This is a genomic window from Stutzerimonas kunmingensis (assembly GCF_900114065.1).
GTDB classification, from domain to species: domain Bacteria; phylum Pseudomonadota; class Gammaproteobacteria; order Pseudomonadales; family Pseudomonadaceae; genus Stutzerimonas; species Stutzerimonas kunmingensis.
Genome location: NZ_FORS01000002.1, coordinates 721036 through 742113 on the forward strand (window position 1 = coordinate 721036; position 21078 = coordinate 742113).

Below are 21078 nucleotides of genomic sequence, written 5' to 3' on the forward strand. Positions count from 1 at the left end.
TCGCCGCGCGATCTGCGCGGCGCTGAGTTCGCTCGGGTTCAACTTTTCCATGGGACTGCTAGGATGCGCCTTTGTCACTCAATTGGCGACCCGCCCATGTTGAAGATCGAAGCCCTGCCCGCCTTCACCGACAACTACATCTGGTTGCTTCTGGACGAGGCCACTCAACGCTGCGCTGCCGTCGATCCCGGTGATGCCACGCCAGTCCTGAAGTGGCTGCGCGACCACTCGGACTGGCAGCTCAGTGACATCCTGATTACCCACCACCATCACGACCACGTCGGCGGCGTCGAACGGCTCAAGACACAGACCGGCGCGCGCGTTCATGGACCGGCGGCCGAGAACATTCCCGCGCGCGACGAGGCGCTGAGCGACGGCCAGCACCTCGAGGTACTCGGGGCGGACTTGCAGGTCATCGCCGTCCCTGGCCACACGCTTGGCCATATTGCTTATTTCCATGCCGCCCCCGTGCAGCCCTGGCTGCTCTGTGGCGATACGCTGTTCGCCGCCGGCTGCGGGCGTCTGTTCGAAGGCACGCCCGAGCAGATGTTCCGCTCGCTGCAGCGCCTGGCCGATACACCGGATAGCACCCTCGTCTACTGCACCCACGAATACACGCTGAGCAATCTGCGCTTTGCCCGGGCAGTGGAACCGGACAACCCGGTCATTGGAAAACGCATACGCGAGGTGACCGAACTGCGCGAATCGAACCGCTTCAGCCTGCCAAGCAGAATGGATATCGAGCGCGCGACCAACCCTTTTCTGCGTTGTGGTGTCGCCGCCGTTCAGCATGCGGCAAGCGAGCGCAGCGGCGGCCAGCTAGACGGCGATGTGGCGGTTTTCGCGGCTTTGCGCGCCTGGAAGGACGCCTTCTGACAAGGTCGACAGGTTCCCGAAACGCGGCATGCAGCCTTGACCCCATCAGGGGGCGTTCCTAGAATCCCCCGAATTTTGTTTCCGGGGAAGATTCCAGCCAATGCCGCCAGCTCCCAAGAAACGCCTCGAACCGGACGCCTTGGCAGCCTCTGGTCGGGCGTTGGCTCTAGCCGTTTGCGTCGCCCTAGCGGGCTGTCAGAGCAACGCCGTGCGTGATGATGCACGCGATCAGGCAAGCCGCACCACGGCGCCTGTGGCACAAGAGCCCATCTGGCTGAACGACACCCCCGTCATCACCGAACACCAGGACATCTGGGAGCGAATCCGCGAGGGTTACAAGCTTCAAGAGCATCTGGACAGCAACCCCCGCATCGAGCAACAGCGCCTGCTGTTCTCCAGTCGCCCAAGATCCATCGAAATCGCCAGCGAGCGCGGCAGCCCCTATATCCACTACATTGTCGAGCGCCTCGAAGAGCGCGACATGCCGCTGGAACTGGCTTTGCTGCCGATTATCGAAAGCTCCTACGATCCCTTCGCCTATTCGCCCGCCCACGCCGTCGGGCTCTGGCAGTTCATTCCCGCCACCGGCCGGCACTTCAATCTTCGGCAGACAAGCTGGTACGACGGCCGCCGTGACATCACCGCCTCGACCAATGCAGCCCTGCGTTATCTGAGCTACCTGCACGGCCTGTTCAACGGTGACTGGCTGCTGGCACTGGCTGCCTACAACTCGGGTGAAGGCACCGTGAGCCGGGCCATCGAACGCAACCAGAAGCTAGGCCTGCCGACCGACTACTGGAACCTGCCATTGCCGCAGGAAACCCGCGACTACGTGCCGAAGCTGCTGGCCCTGTCGCAGTTGATCCAGGCCCCTGAGGCCTATGGCATCAATCTCAATCCGATCGCCAACGAGCCCTACTTCGAAGTCATCGCGCTCAAGCAGCGCATGGATCTGGCGCGGGTCGCCAAACTCGCCGACCTGGACGAGGACGAGCTCTACCAGCTGAATCCTGCCTTCACCCGCCGAATTACCCTGGATGGTCCGCAGCAGCTGCTGGTGCCAATGGAAAAGGCTGAAATGCTGGCAGCCAACCTGGCGCTGATGAAGCCGCAGGACCTGGTCGACTGGCAGCAGTATCAGGTGCGCGCAGGAGACACCCTGGGCGTCATCGCCAACCGTCATCATCTGACCGTCAACATCATCCGCGACGTGAACCGGTTGAAGAGCGACACGTTGCGGATCGGGCAGGTCCTCAGCCTCCCAACCAGCGGTGATGCCGGCGCTTCGCGGGAGTTGCTGCACGCTGTAGCGCGTCAGCCGGCCGCCACGCCGCGCAGCTACCGGGTCAAATCTGGCGACAATCTCTGGGACATCGCCAAGGCTCAGCGCGTCTCGGTACGCGACCTGCAGCGCTGGAACAAGCTCTCCGGCAGCCAGCTCAAAGTGGGCCAGGCGCTGTTCCTGCAGGGCCCGGCAGTAGCCAAAGCGCAGAGCAAGGGAAATTCGCCTACCTATTACAAAGTGCAGAAAGGCGACTCGCTGTACCAGATCGCCAAGCGCTTCAACGTACAGCTGAACAACCTGAAGACCTGGAACCCGAAAGGCACCAGCGTGCTGCGCCCTGGCCAGCTGCTGACGCTATACCTCGCCAACTAGCCCTCCGCCATTCACCCAGCCGGACGCTTGCTCAGGGACTCCAGGCAGCGTCCAGTCAGCTGGGTAAAGCGCTGAAACGCGACGAACTGTTCGTGTTTCAGCGCCCGCCCCGAAAGCCGGCAATCGCCGTAGATCACACCTATTTCACGCGTCCCCGCCATCAGCGGTGCGATGAAGAACATGCCATTGCCAAACCACTTTCGCAGCGGCTGGGTCACCAGGTCGGCCAAGTCATAACTTGCCGGCACGCCCATCCAGAGCGACTGCCGATGGCGCAGTGCGTAACTGAACACGTTCGGCTGCTCGGGTTGGTCAGCGGGAAGCACGAAGCCCTGAATCCAGGTCTCGGTCCCTTCACCGACGGCGCAACGCACCTTGAAACGCGTCTGCTGATCGGCCAGCACCGCCACCATCACACGTTCCAGGCCAACCCCGCGGTGCAGCCCCTTCAGCAGCGTATCCAGAATCAACGTGGCATCGCCGCCGCCCGAGGCCATGAGCCCCAGGTCCTGCAGCGCCTGTTGCATCAGCAACAGATCCGGTTGCAGCAAGGCTGCCTGACGCTGGGCCTGCTGCAGGCGGATCTGCTCGGGATCGGTACTGGGAATGAGCCGGCCCAGACGACTTGCGCCAAATGTGGTCGCCACCTGCACGGTTTCATCGGCGCTGGCGAGTATCTGCTGCAACGCATCAGCTTCATCCACGCCGGTGAACTCGGCCACGGCCCTGGTCAGTGACGTCATCCGCTCGCACTCCCAGCCTCCGAGTGCGGCTTCGCTGATCTGTACGCCCAGCGCGACCGCGCGAGCGGCCGGATCGCTGCTGGCCACCTGAGTGTGTGCAAGACTGGTCAACTCTCCCAGGTTCCAGCTTCTGACCAGACCCAGGCTGAGCTGCCGGAAGCTGGTGCCCAACACGCTCTGCACCGCATCGTCAGGCTTGATGCCCGGCTGCGTCAGCAGCAGGGCCAGCTCATCCGCCTGCTCTCCACCGCAGCCCCAGAACGCCAGCTCGCCCACGTTGTAGAGCAGCGCGGCAATGAATACTTCTTCCTCGTGACGCGAAAGCACATAGCCGGCGATGTTGCGGGCTTGCACCGCGGCGTGAAACGAACGAGCCAGCAGTTCCAGCAGCTGCTCCCTCGGGGCGCGCTCAAGCAGGCTGTCGATCAGCGTGACCGACAGACTGATCAGGCGCACGTTCTCGAAGCCGATCATCACGATGGCCCGAGAAATCGTCTTGATGGTCTCCTGGGAGGGGTTGTAATAGCTGCTATTGCCGACCCTCAGCACCTTGGAAGTCAGCGAGGCATCACGAAGCAGTACATCGGCCAGTTGCTGCACCGAAGCATGTTCATGCACGGCAAGGCGCTGCAGATCCTTGACCACGGACGCCAACGCAGGCAGCTCCGATTGATTCAGGCGGTCTATCCATGCCTGAAGACCCTGGGCACGTACATCCAAGAGGTCACCTCTGCACAATGCCATTACGGGAAATGACCGGCAGTTTGCCCGAGTTGCCCGGCCTTTTTCCAGCGCATACAAGCTGTTACTGTACCGGCCCGAGAAGCCCCTAAGCGCCAAGGATCGGATTCCCCGTCTGATGCGAGCCCTGCTACCGTTACTGACCTGCCTGGCCTTGAGCTTTCCCGCCTTCGCCACCATCAGCGAAAGCCATGGTTATGCGCAGTTCGGCACTCTTAAGTATCCGGCCAACTTCACCCACTTCGATTGGGTGAATCCGCGCGCGCCGAAGGGTGGCCAGATCAAACTGATGGCCTCCGGGACGTTCGACACCCTGAACCCCTACACTTTCAAGGGTACCAGCCTGAGTTCGGCGCCCGGCTTTCTGCAATACGGCATCAGCGAGCTGAACGAGCCACTGATGGTCGGCACCGGCATCTACGACCCGTCCGGCGACGAGCCTGCCTCCAGCTACGGTCTGATTGCCGAGTCAGTGGAGCACAGCGATAACTACAGCTGGGTGGTTTTCAACCTGCGCAAGGAAGCCCGCTTTCATGACGGTAAGCCGATTACCGCCTATGACGTCGCCTTCTCCTATCGCACCCTTATAAAGGATGGGCACCCCCAGTACCGCTCCAACCTGCAGGGGGTGAAGCGGGTCGACATCCTCAACCGACATCGCATTCGTTTCGTATTCGAGCAACCGAAAAATCCGCTGCTGATCATGCGTCTCGGCGAACTGCCTGTGCTGCCACAGCACTACTGGAAGAATCGAGACTTCAGCGCGACCACCTTCGAACCCCCACTGGGCAGCGGCCCCTACCGCATCACGCATGTGCAGCCGGGCCGGCAGGTAGTCTTCGAGCGAGTGCGGGACTGGTGGGGCGCCAAGCTGCCGGCCAATCAGGGTAAATACAATTTCAACCGAGTCTCGGTCGAGTTCTATCGCGATAGCGTGGTGGCCTTCGAAGCCTTCAAGGTCGGCGAGTTCGACTTCTTCATCGAGCACCAGGCGAAGAACTGGGCCAATGGCTACCAGTTTCCGGCGGTGATGCGCGGCGACATCATTCGCGCTGAAATTCCCCACCAGATTCCGACCCAGACCCAGGCGCTGTTCATGAACGGGCGCCGCGCGATCTTCGCCGACAATCGTGTGCGCGAAGCGCTCGGCCTGATGTTCGACTTCGAATGGACCAATCGCGCCCTGTTCTACGGCGCCTACCGCCGCAGTGAAAGCTACTACCCCAACAGCGACTTCACAGCGACAGGCAAGCCCGAAGGCGGTGAGTGGCTGTTGCTCTCGCCGTACCGCAAGCAGCTCCCGCCCGAACTGTTCACCGAGCCCTTCCAGCTTCCGCAGACCGAAGGCCGCGGGATTCCGCGGGAAACCTTGCGCCACGCGCTAAAACTGCTCGCCGACGCAGGCTGGAAAGCCTCGGATGCCGGCCTGTTGAACAGCGCCGGACAACCGCTGAGCTTCGAGATCCTGCTGGTCAACCCGCGGCTCGAACGCATCCTCCAACCCTACGTCGAGAACCTGGCACGCATCGGCATTCAGGCCAACCTGCGTACCGTCGATAGCGCGCAGTATAAGCAGCGCCTCGATCATTACGACTACGACATGATCCTGATGACGCTGGCACAGAGCCTCAGCCCCGGGATCGAGCAGTATCTGTACTTTCATTCCAGTCAGGTCGACGTCAAGGGCGGTCGCAACTACGCCGGCATCTCCAATCCGATCGTCGACGACCTGATTGACAAGCTGCTCGCCGCGCAGACCCGCGACGAGCAAGTCGCCGCCGCCCGCGCAATCGACCGCGTGCTGCTGTGGAACCACTACACCATTCCGAACTGGTTCATCAGTAACCACCGCCTGGCGTACCGCAATCGGTTCGCCCACGTCACCACGCCACCCTATACGCTGGGTTTGCGCGCCTGGTGGCTGAAGAGCCTGGAGAAGACCAAATGAATGATCGCGCGCGCCATCCGCTGCTCCGCGCCGGGCTGCTGGGGCTGCTCTGCCTCGCTGCTATCGCCGAAGCCGCTCCTCGCCATGCCCTGACGCTGTATGACGAGAAGCCGAAGTACCCGGCCAATTTCCAGCATTTCGAATATGCCAACCCAGACGCTCCCAAGGGTGGGACGTTGCGACAGGCTGGTTTCGGCGGCTTCGACTCGCTCAACCCCTTCATCAACAAGGGCGTTGCAGCCGACGATATCGGTCTGATCTACGACACCCTCACGACCAACAGCCTGGACGAACCCTTCACCGTCTACGGCCTGCTCGCGGAAAAGATAGAAAAGGGACCGAACAACAGCTGGGTGCGCTTCCACTTGCGCCCGCAGGCACGCTTCCATGACGGCGAGCCGGTAGAGGCCGAGGATGTGGTGTTCACCTTCGAAACCCTGATGAGCCAGGGTGCCCCGCAATACCGCGCCTACTACGCCGATGTGGAGAAAGTGACAGCGGAAAGCCCGAGGCGGGTGCGCTTCGATTTCAAGCACGCTGGCAATCGCGAACTGCCGATGATCCTCGGGCAGATGCCAGTGTTGCCGAAGCATTGGTGGGAAGGAAAGGAATTCACTTCGGGCAGCCTCGAACCGCCTCTGGGCAGTGGCCCATACCGCGTCGAGAAGGTCCAGGCCGGCCGCTCGATCCGCTATGAGCGCGTAGCAGACTACTGGGGCAAGGACCTCCCGGTGAATCGCGGTTTCTACAACTTCGATCACATCAATTTCGATTACTACCGCGACAACACCGTCGCCTTGCAGGCGTTCAAGGCCGGGCACTTTGATTATTGGGAGGAGCGCACAGCCAAAAGCTGGGCCACCGCCTATGACATACCAGCGGTGAGAGACGGTCGGATCGTTCGTGACGAAATTGCGAACGAGAACCCTGCGGGAATGCAGGGCTTCATCTTCAATATCCGCCGCCCGCAGCTGGAGGACCGCCGCGTCCGTGAAGCCCTCGGGCTCCTGTTCGACTTCGAATGGACCAATCGCCAGCTTTTCAACGGTGCCTACACCCGCACCCGCAGTTACTTCGACAACTCCGAGCTGGCGTCATCCGGCTTGCCAAATGACGACGAGTTGAAGGTGCTCGAGCCGCTTCGCGGCAAGATCCCGGCCGAGGTGTTCGACAAACCGTTCGAGCTACCACGTACCGAAGGCAATGGTGTGATCCGCGAACAGCAGCGCAAGGCATACCGGCTGCTCACCGAAGCAGGCTGGAAGGTCGAGAACGACCGCATGCTGGACGCTGCCGGCAAGCCGGTGAAGCTCGAGTTCCTGCTGGTCCAGGCCGAGTTCGAACGGGTGCTGCTGCCTTACAAGCGCAATCTGGCCGACCTCGGAATCGAACTGGAAATTCGTCGGGTAGACGTTTCGCAGTACATCAACCGCCTGCGTTCGCGCGATTACGACATGATCGTCAGCGGCTTCGGCCAATCCAACTCGCCCGGTAACGAGCAACGCGAGTACTGGCACTCGGCGAGTGCCGACAACCCGGGCAGCCGTAACTTCATCGGTCTCAAGGACCCGGCAGTCGACAGCCTTGTGGAAGGTCTGATAGGGGCCGACTCACGCAAGGAATTGATCACCTACACCCGCGCGCTCGATCGTGTGCTGCTCTGGGGGCATTACGTGGTGCCGAACTGGCACATAAAGACCTGGCGTGTGGCGTACTGGAATCACCTCGCGCATCCAGAGGTGACGCCCCGGCAGGATATCGGCCTGATGACCTGGTGGCGCAAACCCGACGTCAAGACACCTGTCGCCGATCCCGTCGAAGCGGAGAAGGCCGAGGAAGCTGGCGCTGCGGTCCCGGCTGATAGCGTCGAGGCGGAGCGCTAAGCATGCTGGCTTACATCGTTCGCCGACTGCTGCTGATTATCCCCACACTGTTCGGCATTCTGCTGATCAACTTCATCATCATCCAGGCCGCCCCCGGCGGCCCGGTGGAGCAGGCAATCGCCAAGCTGGAAGGCTTCGAAGGCGCCACCAGCCGGATCTCTGGCGGTGGCTCGGAAGTCGCGGTCGCCGGCACCAGTTACCGGGGTGGCCAGGGTCTGGACCCCGAGCTGATCGCCGAGATCGAGCGCCTGTACGGCTTCGACAAGCCACCCGCAGAGCGCTTCTGGATCATGCTCAGCAACTATCTGCGGCTGGATTTCGGCGAGAGCTTCTTCCGTGACGCCAAGGTGACCGACCTGATCATCGAGAAGATGCCGGTTTCCATCTCGCTGGGTCTGTGGAGCACGTTGATCATGTACCTGGCCTCGATCCCGCTGGGCATCGCCAAGGCCACGCGTCACGGCAGCAAGTTCGACGTATGGACCAGTTCGGCGATCATCGTCGGCTACGCCATACCGGCGTTCCTGTTCGCCATTCTGCTGATCGTGCTGTTCGCTGGCGGCAGTTACTGGAACTGGTTCCCGTTGCGCGGACTGACGTCGGCCAACTTCGATGACCTGACCCTGGCCGGCAAGATCATCGACTACTTCTGGCACCTGGCCCTGCCCGTCACCGCCCTGGTGATCGGCAACTTCGCCACCCTGACGCTGCTGACCAAGAACAGCTTTCTCGACGAGATCAACAAGCAGTACGTGATCACGGCGCGGGCCAAGGGCCTGAGCAAGAATCGCGTGCTCTACGGCCACGTGTTCCGCAATGCCATGTTGATCATCATCGCCGGCTTTCCGTCTGCCTTCATCGGCATGTTCTTCACCGGCTCGCTGCTGATCGAGGTGATCTTCTCCCTTGACGGGCTCGGCCTGCTCAGCTTCGAGGCGGCAATCAACCGCGACTATCCGGTGGTGTTCGGCACCCTCTTCCTCTTCACCCTGCTCGGACTGGTGGTGAAGCTGATCGGCGACCTGACCTACACCTTGGTCGACCCGCGCATCGATTTCGAAAGCAGGGAGGCCTGAGATGCAGTTGTCCCCCCTCAACCAGCGCCGGCTGGCGCTGTTCAAGGCACACAAGCGTGGCTGGTGGTCGCTGTGGATCTTCCTCGCGCTGTTCGTACTCAGCCTTGGCGCGGAGATCATCGCCAACGACAAGCCGATCGTGGTGCGCTACGACGGCGAATGGTTCTTCCCGGTGTTCAAGCGTTATCCGGAAACGGCCTTCGGCGGCGAGTTCCCGCTGCAGGCGAACTATAAGAGTCCCTATATCCAGGAACTGATTGCCGAGAAGGACGGCTGGATGGTCTGGCCGGTCATTCCCTTCAACTACTCGAGCATCAACTACGAACTGCAGGTACCAGCGCCTGCGCCGCCGTCACTGGAGAACTGGCTGGGCACCGATGACCAGGGCCGCGATGTACTCGCCCGGGTGATCTACGGCTTTCGCATCTCGGTCCTGTTCGCCCTGACCCTGACCCTGATCAGCTCGGTCATCGGCGTCATCGCCGGCGCCCTGCAGGGCTTCTATGGCGGCTGGGTCGACTTGGTTGGCCAGCGCCTGCTGGAGATCTGGTCCGGGCTGCCGGTGCTCTATCTGCTGATCATTCTGGCCAGCTTCGTGCAGCCGAACTTCTGGTGGCTGCTGGGCATCATGCTGCTGTTCTCCTGGATGAGCCTGGTGGACGTGGTACGTGCCGAATTCCTCCGTGGGCGCAACCTCGAGTACGTGCGCGCCGCTCGTGCGCTGGGCATGCAGAACGGCGCCATCATGTTCCGCCACATCCTGCCGAACGCCATGGTTTCCACCATGACCTTCATGCCGTTCATCCTCACCGGCGCCATCGGCACGCTCACCGCGCTGGACTTTCTCGGTTTCGGTCTGCCGGCCGGTTCTCCGTCGCTCGGTGAACTGGTCGCCCAGGGCAAGGCCAACCTGCAGGCGCCATGGCTGGGCATCAGCGCCTTCATGGTGCTGGCAATCATGCTGACCTTGCTGGTGTTTATCGGGGAGGCGGCGCGCGATGCCTTCGACCCAAGGAAATAACATGGCCGAACAACCGATAGCCGAGAATCTGGTCGAGGTCCGCGATCTGGCCGTCGAGTTCGTCACCGGCGAGCAGGTCCAGCGTGTCGTCGAAGGCGTGACATTCGACATTCGCAAGGGCGAAACCCTGGCCCTGGTCGGCGAAAGCGGCTCGGGCAAGTCCGTGACGGCTCATTCCATCCTGCGACTGCTGCCCTACCCGCTCGCCCGCCATCCGCAAGGGCAGATCCTCTTCCACGGGCAGGACCTGCTCAAGGCCGACGAAAAGGCCATGCGTAAAATCCGTGGCAATCGCATCGCCATGGTCTTCCAGGAGCCGATGACCTCGCTCAACCCGCTGCACACCGTGGGCAAGCAGATCAACGAGGTGCTGGAGATTCACAAGGGCCTGCGCGGCAAGACCGCAACCGCTCGCACCCTGGAGTTGCTGGAACTGGTCGGTATCCCGGAGCCGCGCAAGCGCATCCGCGCCTACCCGCACGAGCTGTCGGGCGGCCAGCGGCAACGGGTGGTCATCGCCATGGCGCTGGCCAACGAGCCTGAGCTGTTGATCGCCGACGAACCGACCACAGCACTCGACGTCACCGTGCAGCTGAAGATCCTCGAACTGCTCAAGGAACTGCAGGCACGCCTGGGCATGGCGCTGCTGCTGATCAGCCACGACCTCAACCTGGTTCGGCGTATTGCCCATCGCGTATGTGTCATGCAGCGCGGTCGCGTCGTCGAACAGGCGTTGTGTGAAGATCTGTTCCGCGCACCTCAGCATCCATATACCCAGGAACTGCTCGCGGCCGAGCCCAGTGGCGGTCCGGTGGCGGTCGAAGAAGCGGCACCATTGCTGGAAGTGGACGACCTGCGGGTGTGGTTCCCGATCAAGAAGGGCTTGCTGCGTCGCACCGTCGACCACATCAAGGCAGTCGACGGCGTCAACTTCAGTCTGCCCAAGGGGCAGACACTGGGTATCGTCGGCGAGAGCGGCTCCGGCAAGTCCACGCTTGGTTTGGCTATTCTTCGCTTGCTGGGTAGTCGCGGTGAAATCCGTTTCCAGGGTCAGCAGCTGCAAAGCATGTCGCAGCGCCAGGTACGACCGTTGCGGCGGCAGATGCAGGTGGTCTTTCAGGACCCCTTCGGTAGCCTGAGCCCGCGTATGTCGGTCGGGCAGATCATTGGCGAAGGGTTGCACATCCACCGGATGGGCAATGCCAAGGAGCAGGAACAGGCAATCATTGACGCGCTTGTGGAGGTTGGCCTCGATCCGGAAACCCGGCATCGCTATCCCCATGAGTTTTCCGGCGGACAACGGCAGCGCATTGCCATTGCCCGAGCTCTGGTGTTGAAGCCGGCGCTGATACTGCTCGACGAGCCGACCTCGGCGCTCGATCGCACGGTACAGCGCCAGGTGGTAGAGCTTCTGCGCTCGTTGCAGGCCAAGTACAACCTGACCTACCTGTTCATCAGCCATGACCTGGCGGTGGTCAGGGCGCTGAGCCACCAGATGATGGTGGTCAAGCAGGGCCAGGTGGTGGAACAAGGTGCGGCCGCTGACATTTTTGCGGCACCACAACATCCGTATACACAGCAGCTGCTGGAATCCGCCTTCATGGCGCCCGGCACTGCCGAACAACCAGAAGAGGGACAAGCACATGGGTTTTCTCACCGGTAAGCGCGTACTGATCGTCGGCGTTGCCAGCAAACTTTCGATTGCCTCCGGCATCGCCGCCGCCATGCATCGCGAAGGTGCAGAACTGGCTTTCACCTACCAGGGCGACAAGCTCAAGGGTCGCGTCGAGGAATTCGCTTCCGGTTGGGGCTCGAGCCCTGAGCTGTGCTTCCCCTGCGACGTCGCCAACGATGAAGAGATCGCGCGCGTATTCGAAGAACTGAGCAAGAAGTGGGACGGCCTGGACTGCATCGTGCACTCGGTCGGCTTTGCTCCGGGCGACCAGCTCAACGGCGACTTCACCGAAGTCACCACCCGTGAAGGCTTCAAGATCGCCCACGACATCAGCGCCTACAGCTTCGTCGCCCTGGCCAAGGCCGGTCGCGAGATGATGAAGGGCCGCAACGGCAGCCTGCTGACCCTCTCCTACCTGGGTGCCGAGCGCACCATGCCGAACTACAACGTCATGGGCATGGCCAAGGCCAGCCTGGAAGCTGGCGTTCGTTACCTGGCCGGCAGCCTCGGCCCGGAAGGCACTCGCGTGAACTGCATCTCTGCCGGTCCGATCCGTACTCTGGCCGCCTCCGGCATCGCCAGCTTCCGCAAGATGCTGGCTGCCAACGAGAAGCAGACCCCTATGCGTCGCAACGTCACCATCGACGAAGTCGGCAATGCCGGCGCCTTCCTCTGCTCGGACCTGGCTTCCGGCATCAGCGGTGAGATCCTTTACGTCGACGGCGGCTTCAACACCACCGCAATGGGCTCGCTGGAAGACTGATCCCGCGTCCGTCTACGTAAGCACCGAACCCCGCCTGCTGGCGGGGTTCGTGTTTCTGCGCAGCGGCTCAGCCGGCCGTAACCGTCATGCCGCCATCGGCCATGACCACCGAGCCCACCATGAAGCTGGCCCGCTCCGAAGCGAGAAAGGCGACGATCTCGGCGATTTCCTCCGGTTGCGCCGCGCGCCCGATGGGTGCGGCTTCGCCATGCTGAGCAAGAAATCCCGGGCCGTCCTCGACCACGTCGTTGAGGATGTTGGTCACCACATCGCCAACACCGATGGCGTTGACCCGGATGCCATGCTCGATCGCCTCCAGCGCCAGCGTGCGGGTCAGCTGGGCCAGCGCGCCTTTCGAGGCCGTGTACGCGGCGATGGTCGGGAAGGCGAAATAGGACGCGTAGGAAGCGATGTTGACGATCGTCCCTGAGCGGTTGGGCATCATCGCCTTGACCGCTTCGCGACAATGCAGGAACGCCGCCGTGGCATTGACCGCCTGGATGCGCTCCCAATCCTCGCGACTCATGTCCACCACTCGCTTGTTGATGATGATGCCGGCGTTGTTGACCAGGATATCCAGCCGGCCGAAATGCTCGATGGCCAGGCCGGCCGCACGTTCTGCTGCGCCATCCTCGGTAATGTCCGCCAGCAGCGGCACCAGCCCCGGTCGAGCGAGTTTCTCGACAGCCGGGTTGATGTCTTCGGCGATGACCTTGGCGCCCCGATCGTGCAGCAATAAGGCAATCGCCCTGCCGATGCCGCTGGCGGCGCCGGTGACCAGCGCGACCTTGCCTGCAACTTCCTGAACGACGATGTGATTCGAATCAGTCATGGTGCTCTCCTCTCTTTCGGGCTGCGCCACGAGGCGCGATGGGTTAACTGTCTCCCATCGCAGGAGGCCGGGCTTTCGCACGCTTGCGCTGGCTGTTGCGGTTTTGCGCGCAGCAGTGATCTGCCGGCGCGCAGGGTCCTGCGCTAACCTTTCGGCGCTGAACGCTTTCAAATGTTTGCCAGGAGCACGTCATGCCGCGGTTATCACAAGCCCCACCACGGCCCCATGCGGGGCAGACCTGTCCCCAGTTGATGAGCCATTACCTGCCTGGTGAAGCGCGCGCGACCGCACAGCAGCCGCCGATGCAGGACGTGGTGGTGCAGCTGTTCAGCCATCGCACGATCGTCGAGCCGATACAGGTACCGGCAGTGTTGGAGCCGCTGCTGGTGCTGGTACTGGCCGGTGCGGCACGAGTCGAGGAACGTGCGCCGGGTGGGCAATGGAGCGCAGCAACCGTCAGCGCCGGCGACTTCTTCCTGACCGATACCCACGAGCCGTACGAAATGCGCTGGCAGACGCTGGAAGGTGAGCAATTCGAGGTGATGCACCTGTATCTCGGCCTGCCGCTCATCGACCAGGCCGCACGGGAACTGCTCGGGCCGCAGAGCACAGCGGTTGCCTTGCGGGACGTCTCCGGCGCCCACGACGACACGGTTCGCTGGTTGATGGAGAAGCTGCACCACGAGCTGGTCGAGCAGCGCCAGCCCAGCCCGCTCTGCGTTCGCGGCCTGGCCCAGGCGCTGGCCGTGCATCTGGTGCGCCACTATCGGGATCGGCAAGACGCCGTCCGGCGCAGCAACGCCTTGCCGGCCTACAAGCTGCGCCGGGTCGTCGAGGCGATGGATGCGCAGTTGGCCGACGATTTCAGTCTTGCTCAGCTGGCACGAACCGCCGAGCTGAGCGAGTACCACTTCAGCCGGATGTTCAAACGAGCCACCGGGCTTTCGCCGTCTCAGTACTTCATCGGCCTGCGCATGGCGCGGGCGCGACGGCTGCTGATCGAAACGCAGCGCAGCGTCATCGATATCGGGCTGGAAGTGGGCTATTCGAGCCCGAGCCACTTCTCCCAGGTATTCCGCCGCGAGGTGGGCGTCACCCCCAGCGCCTATCGCCAGGCATGAGCTGCCTTTGCATAGCGCCAGAACGACAAAACCCCGGCCATGACGACCGGGGTTCTGTTTGCGCAAACCCGACGGTCGCCGGGTTTGCGTAACGCAGGCTGATCAGCGCTTGGCGACCAGATCCTTCGGCAGCTTGAAGGTCCAGACCATACCGCCCTGGTTGAAGTCCTTCACGCGCTTGGCGACCTCGCCGCCCCACAGCGGTACCGCACCACCCCAGCCGGAGAGAACGGAAACGTACTGCTCGCCATCCATTTCCCAGGTGACCGGAGAACCGATGACGCCCGAGCCGGTGTTGAACTCGTAGACCTTCTTGCCGGTCTTGGCGTCGAAGGCCATCAGGTAGCCCTCAGGGTTGCCGGTGAACACCAGATTGCCCTTGGTGGCCAACACGCCGCCCCACAGCGGAGCGTAGTTGTTGTAGCGCCACACTTCCTTGCCGGTCTTCGGATCGATTGCGCGCAGCACACCGATGAAGTCGTCGTTGAGCGGCTTGATGGTGAAGCCGGCACCCAGGTAGGCGGCACCCTTCTTGTAGGATACGCCTTCGTTCCAGATGTCCATGCCCCACTCGTTGGACGGCACGTAGAACAGGCCGGTGTCCTGGCTGTAGGCCATTGGCATCCAGTTCTTGCCACCGAGGAAGGACGGTGCGACGAACACCGACTTGCCCTTGTCCGCGTCGGCAGGATTGCCTGGGCGGTGGGCTTCGTCGTAGATCGGACGGCCAGTCTTGTCCAGGCCCTTGGCCCAGGTGATCTTGTCAACGAACGGGAAGCCACGGATGAACTTGCCGTTGGTGCGATCGAGCACGTAGAAGAAGCCGTTACGGTCTGCGGTGCCGGCAGCCTTGATGGTCTTGCCGCCGTCCTTGTAGTCGAAGGAGATCAGCTCGTTGACGCCGTCGAAGTCCCAGCCGTCATGCGGGGTAGACTGGAAGTGCCACTTGATCGAGCCGTCATTCGGGTCCAGCGCCAGACGCGAGGACGAGTACAGGTTGTCGCCAGGGCGCAGGTGCGAGTTCCACGGCGCCGGGTTACCGGTACCGAACAGCAGCGAATCGGTGTCCGGATCGTAGTAGCCGCCCAGCCACGGAGCGGCACCACCGGTCTTCCACAGGTCGCCCGGCCAGGTCTTGCCGGCTTCGCCGCCGGAGATGCCGCTTTCGACCTTCTTGCCGTCCTTCCAGACGTAACCCATGTGGCCTTCCACGGTCGGACGGGTCCACAGCAGCTCACCATTCTTCGCGTCGTAGGCCTCGACCTTGCCGACCACGCCGAACTCACCACCGGAGACGCCGGTGATCAGCTTGCCGTTCACCACCAGCGGTGCGGCGGTCAGCGAGTAACCAGCCTTGTAGTCGGCGACAGTCTTCTTCCAGACCACCTTGCCGGTGTCCTTGTTCAGGGCGACCAGCTTGGCATCCAGGGTGCCGAAGATCACCAGATCGCCATACAGCGCGACACCACGGTTGATCACGTCACAGCACGGCATGATGCCGTCGGGCAGGCGGGCATCGTACTGCCACAGTTCCTTGCCGGTACGGGCGTCCAGTGCATATACACGCGAGTAGGAGCCGGTGATGTACATCACGCCGTCCTTGATCAGCGGCTGCGCTTCCTGACCGCGCTGCTTTTCACCGCCGAGAGAGAAGCCCCAAACCGGTCGCAACTGATTGATGTTATTGGTATTCAACGTGTCCAGCGTACTGTAGCGCTGGCCCTGCAAACCCAGACCGTTGGTGACGATCTGATCGGTGGATTTGGCGTCGTTGAGGATTTCCTGGTCGGTTACGGCCCAGGCGTGCAGGCTGGACATCGCCACCGCGGCGCATAGCGCCGTCAAGGCGAAGGGCTTGCGAAGACCGGTGTGCTTCATTGCGGCTACCTCTGCGGGTTCATTGTTATGCCGGGAAATTTTCCCGGTCTGTTGTTGATTCTTGGTTTGCACCGCCTCGCCAACAATTGCCCGCAGTACCGATTTTCCTCCTCCCTTGGTAGCAATACGCCGCCGCAGGCCAAAAAAGACGCGTGATTCCGCCCGCTGCCAATGCCGGGTGGCACCGAAAGTCGCACCTATTCGGCCGGAAAAGACAATTCCGCCGGGCCCACCCTACCCCCTAAAACGGATGCCCCCTCGCTCAGAAGGATAAGAGCCATGCTTCACCCCACCCTGATCATCGCCTTCCTCGTCTTCACACTACAAAGCGCCCATGCGGCCGAACCGATCCGTCTGGGTCTCAACTACCCGAGCACCGGCAACTACAAGTCCGAAGGTCTGGAGCTACGCCGTGGCGCCCTGCTTGCCGTCGACCAGATCAACCAGGGTGGTGGTTTGCTGGGCCGACGCCTGGAGCTGGTCAGCCTGAATTCTGCCGCGCGCGCGGAAAAGGCGCGTGCCAACGTCGACCGTTTCGCCAAACAGGGCGCAGCGATGATCTTCGGCGGCGCCAACAGCGAAGAGGCGCTGAGCGCCGGCCAGCGCGCCCGCGAACTCGGACTGCTGTACTTCCCCACCCTCGGCTACGCCAACGAGATCACCGGACGAGACGGCCATCGGCATCTATTCCGCGAATCCAACAGTGCCTGGATGAGCGCGCGGGTACTCGGCGAGTACCTCAGCTGGCACATGCCCAATCGCCGCTATCACTACATCAGCCTCGACGATGCCTGGGGCCACAGCATGGAGCAGGCCCTGCGCGAGGCGACCAAGAGCCGCGACCGCGCACGCCACGGCTACTCGAAGATCGCCGCGCGAGGTGCCCGCCGCGACGACTACCTGAGCGCATTGCAGAAGGCTGCCGCCAGTGATGCGGATGTGCTGGTGATCGTTCTGCTCGGCCAGGATCTGGTGCAGACCATGCGCCTGGCGCACACCCTGGAGCTGGGCAAGCGCATGCAGATCATCGCGCCCAACCTCAACCAGAGCATCGTCGAGCAAGCCGGACCGCTGGTGATGGAAAACGTGATCGGCACCGAAGCCTGGACCTGGCGGGTACCGCAGCGCGAGAAAAGCGAAACCGGTCAGGCGTTCGTCGAGCGCTACATCGCGTTGCATCAGGCCTACCCCGGCAGCACCGCGGCGTCGGCCTACGGCATCGTCCGGCAGTGGGCCGATGCCGTGGGGCGGGCGGGCCGACTGGATAGCGAAGCCGTCATCGCCGCGCTGGAGAACCATCGCTACAGCCTGCTGAAGGACGAGCAGTACTGGCGCGACTTCGACCACCAGAACGTCCAGAGCATCTACGCGGTACGGGTTCGCGATCGCAGCGAGATCATGCAGGATCGCTTCAAGCAGGACTACTTCACCATCATCCATCGCATGGATGGCGAGGAAGCCGCGCCTAGCCTGGACGACTGGCAGCAGGAGCGCGGCGATCAGCTACAGCTGCAGTGACCGGATGCAGCGACTGGAATGGAACACCAATCGGCGCGCCGCGGGCGCGCCTTCACTCGTCGACGCGCTGCAGCGCCATCGCTTCATAGCGCGGATACAGATGGCTGACGCTACGGATCAGCTCATAGCGGGTCAGGCTGATGCCGGCGAAGCGCTCGGGAATCGGGCTCTGGATCACCTCGTTCATGTCCGCCCCGCCGTTGGCGGCTTTTCGCAACAAGCCGTCCAGCCAGCCGAGGTAGTCACGCATCTGCACGAACGGTGCGGCATCGTCGGCCACCGGGCCGTGGCCGGCGACCAGCCGCTTCCAGGGCAATGCCTCGAGCGTATCCAGATCCTCCAGCCAGACATCCAGGCCTGGACTGTTGGGCGTGGTCAGCGCGCGCTGGTAGAACAGGATGTCGCCGGCGAAGAGTACGCCGCTGCGTTCGTCGAGAATGGCCAGATCGGCCCCGGTATGACCACGCAACGCCAGCAGACGCAGGGAACGCCCGCCGATTTCCAGCGTGCCGGGCGCCAGGGTCTCGGATGGCAGCACCACTTCCGTACCGCGCATCCAGTCACCAACCAGGCGGTACATATTCTCGGCCATGGCGTTGCCCTGCTCGCGCAACAGCTCGGTCGTGCCAGCGAGCGCAGCGATGGGCACGTCGGCAAATGCCTGGTTGCCGAGGACGTGGTCGGGGTGATGATGAGTCAGCAGCAGCTTGATAACCGGGCGATCGGTAACGCTCGCGATGGCCGCGCGCATCGCCTCGCCATAACGCCGCGACGGGCCGCTGTCGATCACCACCACGCCGGCCGCGGTGACGATGAAGCCGGTGTTGACGATATTGCCGCCGTTGGCCTTGTCGAAGTTGTCGGTCGAGCCTTCCAGCAGCCACACGTCATCGGCAATCTGCCGCGGCTGCAGCGTGTAACGCAGCTCGGCGTATGCGGGCAGGGTCAGACAGAACGCGAACATCAGGAGCAACAGGCGCATGACGCCTCCTTGACTTGGTTGCTGGCTCTCGGAGAAAACGCGGGCTGGTCAGCTCAGAGCGCGGCTTCGAACTCGTTGCCGTTGTTGTCACGCAGCCACAGGCGGGTGTCCTGCGCGCCCTTCACTTCCAGGCTCAGACTCGGGTTTTCGGCGACCGCCGGATACAGTTCCAGCTCCGCCAGGACCTGACCGTCGGCATCGCGCAACTCGGCCTGGTTGAGAAAGAATTCGGGAATGCCGCCGACCAGGCCGTTATCCATCGGATGGGAGACCTGCAGGCGCAAACGACTGAAATCGCCGCGGGCGAAGCGCCCACCGATGACCTCACCGAGGCGGTCTTCCCAGCCTGGCTGGGCACGCACCACGCTCGGCGCCGTACAGCCGCCACCGGCAGCATCGACCTTGGCCGAACCGATGTGCCAGACGCCATCACGGGTCAGCACCGCCGCACGGATCGGTGTTGCCTGTTCCACGCGTATGCGGATGGCGACCAGCGGCACGACCTGCTCGCCGGGCGTGAAGGTGAAAATACGTGGAATGGGATTGAGGTCGGCCCAGGCCTCGATACGCACCACCTCGTCACCGAGGGCTCTGGCATCGATGTGCACCGGCACCTGTCGCGAATCCTCGGCGAATGGCGGCACCTGGACCTTTACGCGCTCGTCAAACACATAGGGCTCGCTGTTGAGCAAGCCCTTGTGGTGGTATTCCCACATCACCGATTGCAGCGGATCGGCCTCCGCCGCCAGGGCGCTGGGCGCGTGAAAGACCATCAGCAGCAGCAAGACTCGGACGCTCATGTCGACTCCTCGAACAGCGATCCGCAGCGGGATCGGCATGGCGCAACCGGTCAGCGCCCGGCCACGTCGCTCTCCACATCCTGGTACAACCCGGGCAGCTCGTAGCTCAGGCCGTAGCTGGCGTAGAGCTTATCCAGCTCGCCTTCGAGAATCAGCGGCTCCAGCACTTCTTCCAGCGCATAGGCCAGTTGGCGGTTGGATTCATGCACTGCCATGCCAAGATCCCATACCTGCTTGCCCATGTTCGGGTAAGCGTTCTCGGCGAGCTTCAGGTGCTTGTCGTCGGCTTGATCGAGCAGCCACTCGATCTCCGCGCGCATGGCCATGGTGGCGTCCACCTCGCCCTGTTGCAGCGCAGCGAATGCCTCGCGGATGCTCGGGTAGTGGTGGGTGTGCTTCGCCAGTCGACCCTCGAATACCGAAGACAGGTAGAACGAGGGCACGCTGTCCACTTCGACGCCGATCGGGTGATATTGAAAGACCGCCACGCTCGGCACCTCGTCGATGCGGCGGTCGTCATACGCGGTCTGCCAGCGCTCGCGCTGGTAGGGCGCGAACATCACCACCAGCTCGTTGATCACTTCACCCAGCTCGTTGCGCTTGTAGGCAAACTCGCGGTCGTAGGGCACACGCAGCATCACGTCTGCCAGTACACCAGGCCGCAGGTAGTGGCCCTTCCAGATGAAGTTGCGCAGGTCGTCGTCGAGGGTTTCGTCCGGCGTTACCCACAGCACTTCCAGCTTCAGGTCCAGCCCCTCGGCGAGCTTGCGTGCGAGTTCCACATCGACACCGCGCGGCTGGCCATCCTGCTGGTAGCTGTACGGCGGGAAATTCTCGTACATCGCCACCTTGAGCACGCCGGATTCGATGATGTCATCGAAGGCGCGCACCTTGACCACGTCCGCCTGCGCCAGTGCGCAGCACAGGGCCAGCCACAGCGACAGAACCAGCCGGACGGCGTTCATCACTGCTTGGCCGCTTCGCTTTCGATATAGGTCCGGATCGCCCACAGCGCTTCCTGGCTGAGGGTGTCGGCCATGCGCGGCATGTACACGGCACCATCACGGACCGCGCCATTGATCACGCGCTCCTTGTACCACTCGTCGCCGTCGTAGCTGGCTTCCAGCTCACGCAGGTCGGGGGCGATACCGCCGGAAATGGCTTCCAGACCGTGGCAACGCGCGCAGTTCTGGTTGTAGGCGGAGGAACCGATCTCGACCGCCAGGTCGTGGTGCTCGTTGGGCGCACGATAGGGGTTCTCGTCCAGCCATTCTTCACCGAGTTGCGGCAGGCCCTTGGTGTTGACCGCTTGCGGCGTCACGTCGCCATGCGCCAGAACCAGGCCGGACATACCGAGAACACCCGCTGCCAGCAGTGAGCGCAAAAAGATCTTGTTATTCATGACTACCACCCTCTATTCGAGAACCTGTGCAAGGCAGCCCCATCGGAGCGCATGGTGGTCATGTTGGCCGTGTCAGTGCATCGGCAGAATCCTGCTTTGGATGCCTGCATCTCCTCCCTTGGTACTGGGTTTTGCTACCGCCTCCCGCCCCCCAGAGGTAGC

At 62.6% G+C, this 21078-nt stretch carries 17 protein-coding genes; 10 read left to right on the plus strand and 7 right to left on the minus strand.

The window, feature by feature from the left end:
- Positions 1-96 precede the first annotated feature (96 nt).
- Together gloB and BM275_RS07755 are read left to right on the plus strand one after the other, a co-directional pair.
- Positions 97-876 (plus strand): hydroxyacylglutathione hydrolase, encoded by a 780-nt coding sequence (gene gloB / locus BM275_RS07750; protein WP_090520420.1) that lies wholly within the window; start codon positions 97-99, stop codon positions 874-876.
- Positions 877-976: 100 nt separating this feature from the next.
- Positions 977-2533 carry a lytic transglycosylase domain-containing protein gene (locus BM275_RS07755; RefSeq protein ID WP_180982699.1) on the plus strand — a complete coding sequence of 519 codons (1557 nt, stop codon included), beginning with the start codon at positions 977-979 and terminating at the stop codon, positions 2531-2533.
- Positions 2534-2544: 11 nt separating this feature from the next.
- Here the strand turns inward: BM275_RS07755 and BM275_RS07760 are convergent, their stop codons facing one another.
- The gene (locus BM275_RS07760; RefSeq protein ID WP_046618956.1) at positions 2545-3996 is read right to left on the minus strand and encodes an HDOD domain-containing protein; all 1452 of its coding nucleotides are present in this window, start codon (positions 3994-3996) and stop codon (positions 2545-2547) included.
- 139 nt (positions 3997-4135) lie between these two features.
- Here BM275_RS07760 and BM275_RS07765 point away from each other — a divergent pair, with 139 nt between their 5' ends.
- Genes BM275_RS07765 through fabI form a run of 6 tightly spaced genes read left to right on the plus strand, consistent with a single transcriptional unit; the run spans position 4136 to position 12383 of the window.
- Complete coding sequence (locus BM275_RS07765) at positions 4136-5965, plus strand: extracellular solute-binding protein (RefSeq protein ID WP_090520424.1); 1830 nt, start codon at positions 4136-4138, stop codon at positions 5963-5965.
- Positions 5962-7848, plus strand: a complete 1887-nt coding sequence (locus BM275_RS07770) for an extracellular solute-binding protein (RefSeq protein WP_090520426.1) — start codon at positions 5962-5964, stop codon at positions 7846-7848. Before BM275_RS07765 ends, BM275_RS07770 begins: the two co-directional genes overlap by 4 nt.
- A 2-nt stretch (positions 7849-7850) precedes the next feature.
- Positions 7851-8924 (plus strand): microcin C ABC transporter permease YejB, encoded by a 1074-nt coding sequence (locus BM275_RS07775; RefSeq protein ID WP_014820115.1) that lies wholly within the window; start codon positions 7851-7853, stop codon positions 8922-8924.
- 1 nt (position 8925) lies between these two features.
- The gene (locus tag BM275_RS07780; RefSeq protein ID WP_014820114.1) at positions 8926-9945 is read left to right on the plus strand and encodes an ABC transporter permease; all 1020 of its coding nucleotides are present in this window, start codon (positions 8926-8928) and stop codon (positions 9943-9945) included.
- 1 nt (position 9946) lies between these two features.
- Positions 9947-11608 carry an ABC transporter ATP-binding protein gene (locus BM275_RS07785; protein WP_090520428.1) on the plus strand — a complete coding sequence of 554 codons (1662 nt, stop codon included), beginning with the start codon at positions 9947-9949 and terminating at the stop codon, positions 11606-11608.
- The gene (gene fabI / locus BM275_RS07790; protein ID WP_003282073.1) at positions 11589-12383 is read left to right on the plus strand and encodes an enoyl-ACP reductase FabI; all 795 of its coding nucleotides are present in this window, start codon (positions 11589-11591) and stop codon (positions 12381-12383) included. Before BM275_RS07785 ends, fabI begins: the two co-directional genes overlap by 20 nt.
- Before the next feature lie 67 nt (positions 12384-12450).
- Here fabI and BM275_RS07795 read toward each other — a convergent pair whose 3' ends face one another.
- Positions 12451-13215 (minus strand): SDR family NAD(P)-dependent oxidoreductase, encoded by a 765-nt coding sequence (locus BM275_RS07795; RefSeq protein WP_090520433.1) that lies wholly within the window; start codon positions 13213-13215, stop codon positions 12451-12453.
- A 251-nt stretch (positions 13216-13466) separates the two neighbouring features.
- On the opposite strand from BM275_RS07795, the gene BM275_RS07800 reads away from it, so the two are divergent.
- Positions 13467-14336, plus strand: coding sequence for a helix-turn-helix domain-containing protein (locus tag BM275_RS07800; protein ID WP_090520435.1), 870 nt, complete (start codon positions 13467-13469; stop codon positions 14334-14336).
- Positions 14337-14438: 102 nt separating this feature from the next.
- Here the strand turns inward: BM275_RS07800 and BM275_RS07805 are convergent, their stop codons facing one another.
- Positions 14439-16214 carry a PQQ-dependent methanol/ethanol family dehydrogenase gene (locus tag BM275_RS07805; RefSeq protein WP_090520437.1) on the minus strand — a complete coding sequence of 592 codons (1776 nt, stop codon included), beginning with the start codon at positions 16212-16214 and terminating at the stop codon, positions 14439-14441.
- A gap of 279 nt (positions 16215-16493) precedes the next feature.
- Between BM275_RS07805 and BM275_RS07810 the strand changes: the two genes are divergently transcribed.
- Complete coding sequence (locus BM275_RS07810; RefSeq protein WP_090520439.1) at positions 16494-17732, plus strand: substrate-binding protein; 1239 nt, start codon at positions 16494-16496, stop codon at positions 17730-17732.
- Between the two features lie 52 nt (positions 17733-17784).
- Here the strand turns inward: BM275_RS07810 and BM275_RS07815 are convergent, their stop codons facing one another.
- The 4 genes from BM275_RS07815 to pedF are packed head-to-tail and all read right to left on the minus strand — an operon-like array spanning position 17785 to position 20916.
- Complete coding sequence (locus BM275_RS07815; protein ID WP_090520441.1) at positions 17785-18714, minus strand: quinoprotein relay system zinc metallohydrolase 1; 930 nt, start codon at positions 18712-18714, stop codon at positions 17785-17787.
- 53 nt (positions 18715-18767) lie between these two features.
- A complete protein-coding gene (locus tag BM275_RS07820; protein ID WP_014820106.1) occupies positions 18768-19514 on the minus strand; it encodes a quinoprotein dehydrogenase-associated SoxYZ-like carrier in 747 nt (248 codons plus the stop codon).
- 50 nt (positions 19515-19564) lie between these two features.
- Positions 19565-20479, minus strand: coding sequence for a substrate-binding periplasmic protein (locus tag BM275_RS07825; protein ID WP_090520443.1), 915 nt, complete (start codon positions 20477-20479; stop codon positions 19565-19567).
- Positions 20479-20916, minus strand: coding sequence for a cytochrome c-550 PedF (pedF, locus tag BM275_RS07830; RefSeq protein WP_023445273.1), 438 nt, complete (start codon positions 20914-20916; stop codon positions 20479-20481). The genes BM275_RS07825 and pedF overlap by 1 nt, the downstream gene beginning before the upstream one ends.
- Between the last annotated feature and the right edge of the window lie 162 nt (positions 20917-21078).

Coding starts and splice junctions, on each gene's coding strand:
- BM275_RS07765 (WP_090520424.1), top strand. CDS start 4,136: ATGCGAGCCCTGCTACCGTTACTGACCTGCCTGGCCTTGAGCTTTCCC.
- fabI (WP_003282073.1), top strand. CDS start 11,589: ATGGGTTTTCTCACCGGTAAGCGCGTACTGATCGTCGGCGTTGCCAGC.
- BM275_RS07770 (WP_090520426.1), top strand. CDS start 5,962: ATGAATGATCGCGCGCGCCATCCGCTGCTCCGCGCCGGGCTGCTGGGG.
- BM275_RS07825 (WP_090520443.1), bottom strand. CDS start 20,479: ATGAACGCCGTCCGGCTGGTTCTGTCGCTGTGGCTGGCCCTGTGCTGC.
- pedF (WP_023445273.1), bottom strand. CDS start 20,916: ATGAATAACAAGATCTTTTTGCGCTCACTGCTGGCAGCGGGTGTTCTC.
- BM275_RS07800 (WP_090520435.1), top strand. CDS start 13,467: ATGAGCCATTACCTGCCTGGTGAAGCGCGCGCGACCGCACAGCAGCCG.
- BM275_RS07785 (WP_090520428.1), top strand. CDS start 9,947: ATGGCCGAACAACCGATAGCCGAGAATCTGGTCGAGGTCCGCGATCTG.
- BM275_RS07795 (WP_090520433.1), bottom strand. CDS start 13,215: ATGACTGATTCGAATCACATCGTCGTTCAGGAAGTTGCAGGCAAGGTC.
- BM275_RS07775 (WP_014820115.1), top strand. CDS start 7,851: ATGCTGGCTTACATCGTTCGCCGACTGCTGCTGATTATCCCCACACTG.
- gloB (WP_090520420.1), top strand. CDS start 97: ATGTTGAAGATCGAAGCCCTGCCCGCCTTCACCGACAACTACATCTGG.
- BM275_RS07820 (WP_014820106.1), bottom strand. CDS start 19,514: ATGAGCGTCCGAGTCTTGCTGCTGCTGATGGTCTTTCACGCGCCCAGC.
- BM275_RS07755 (WP_180982699.1), top strand. CDS start 977: ATGCCGCCAGCTCCCAAGAAACGCCTCGAACCGGACGCCTTGGCAGCC.
- BM275_RS07810 (WP_090520439.1), top strand. CDS start 16,494: ATGCTTCACCCCACCCTGATCATCGCCTTCCTCGTCTTCACACTACAA.
- BM275_RS07780 (WP_014820114.1), top strand. CDS start 8,926: ATGCAGTTGTCCCCCCTCAACCAGCGCCGGCTGGCGCTGTTCAAGGCA.
- BM275_RS07815 (WP_090520441.1), bottom strand. CDS start 18,714: ATGCGCCTGTTGCTCCTGATGTTCGCGTTCTGTCTGACCCTGCCCGCA.
- BM275_RS07805 (WP_090520437.1), bottom strand. CDS start 16,214: ATGAAGCACACCGGTCTTCGCAAGCCCTTCGCCTTGACGGCGCTATGC.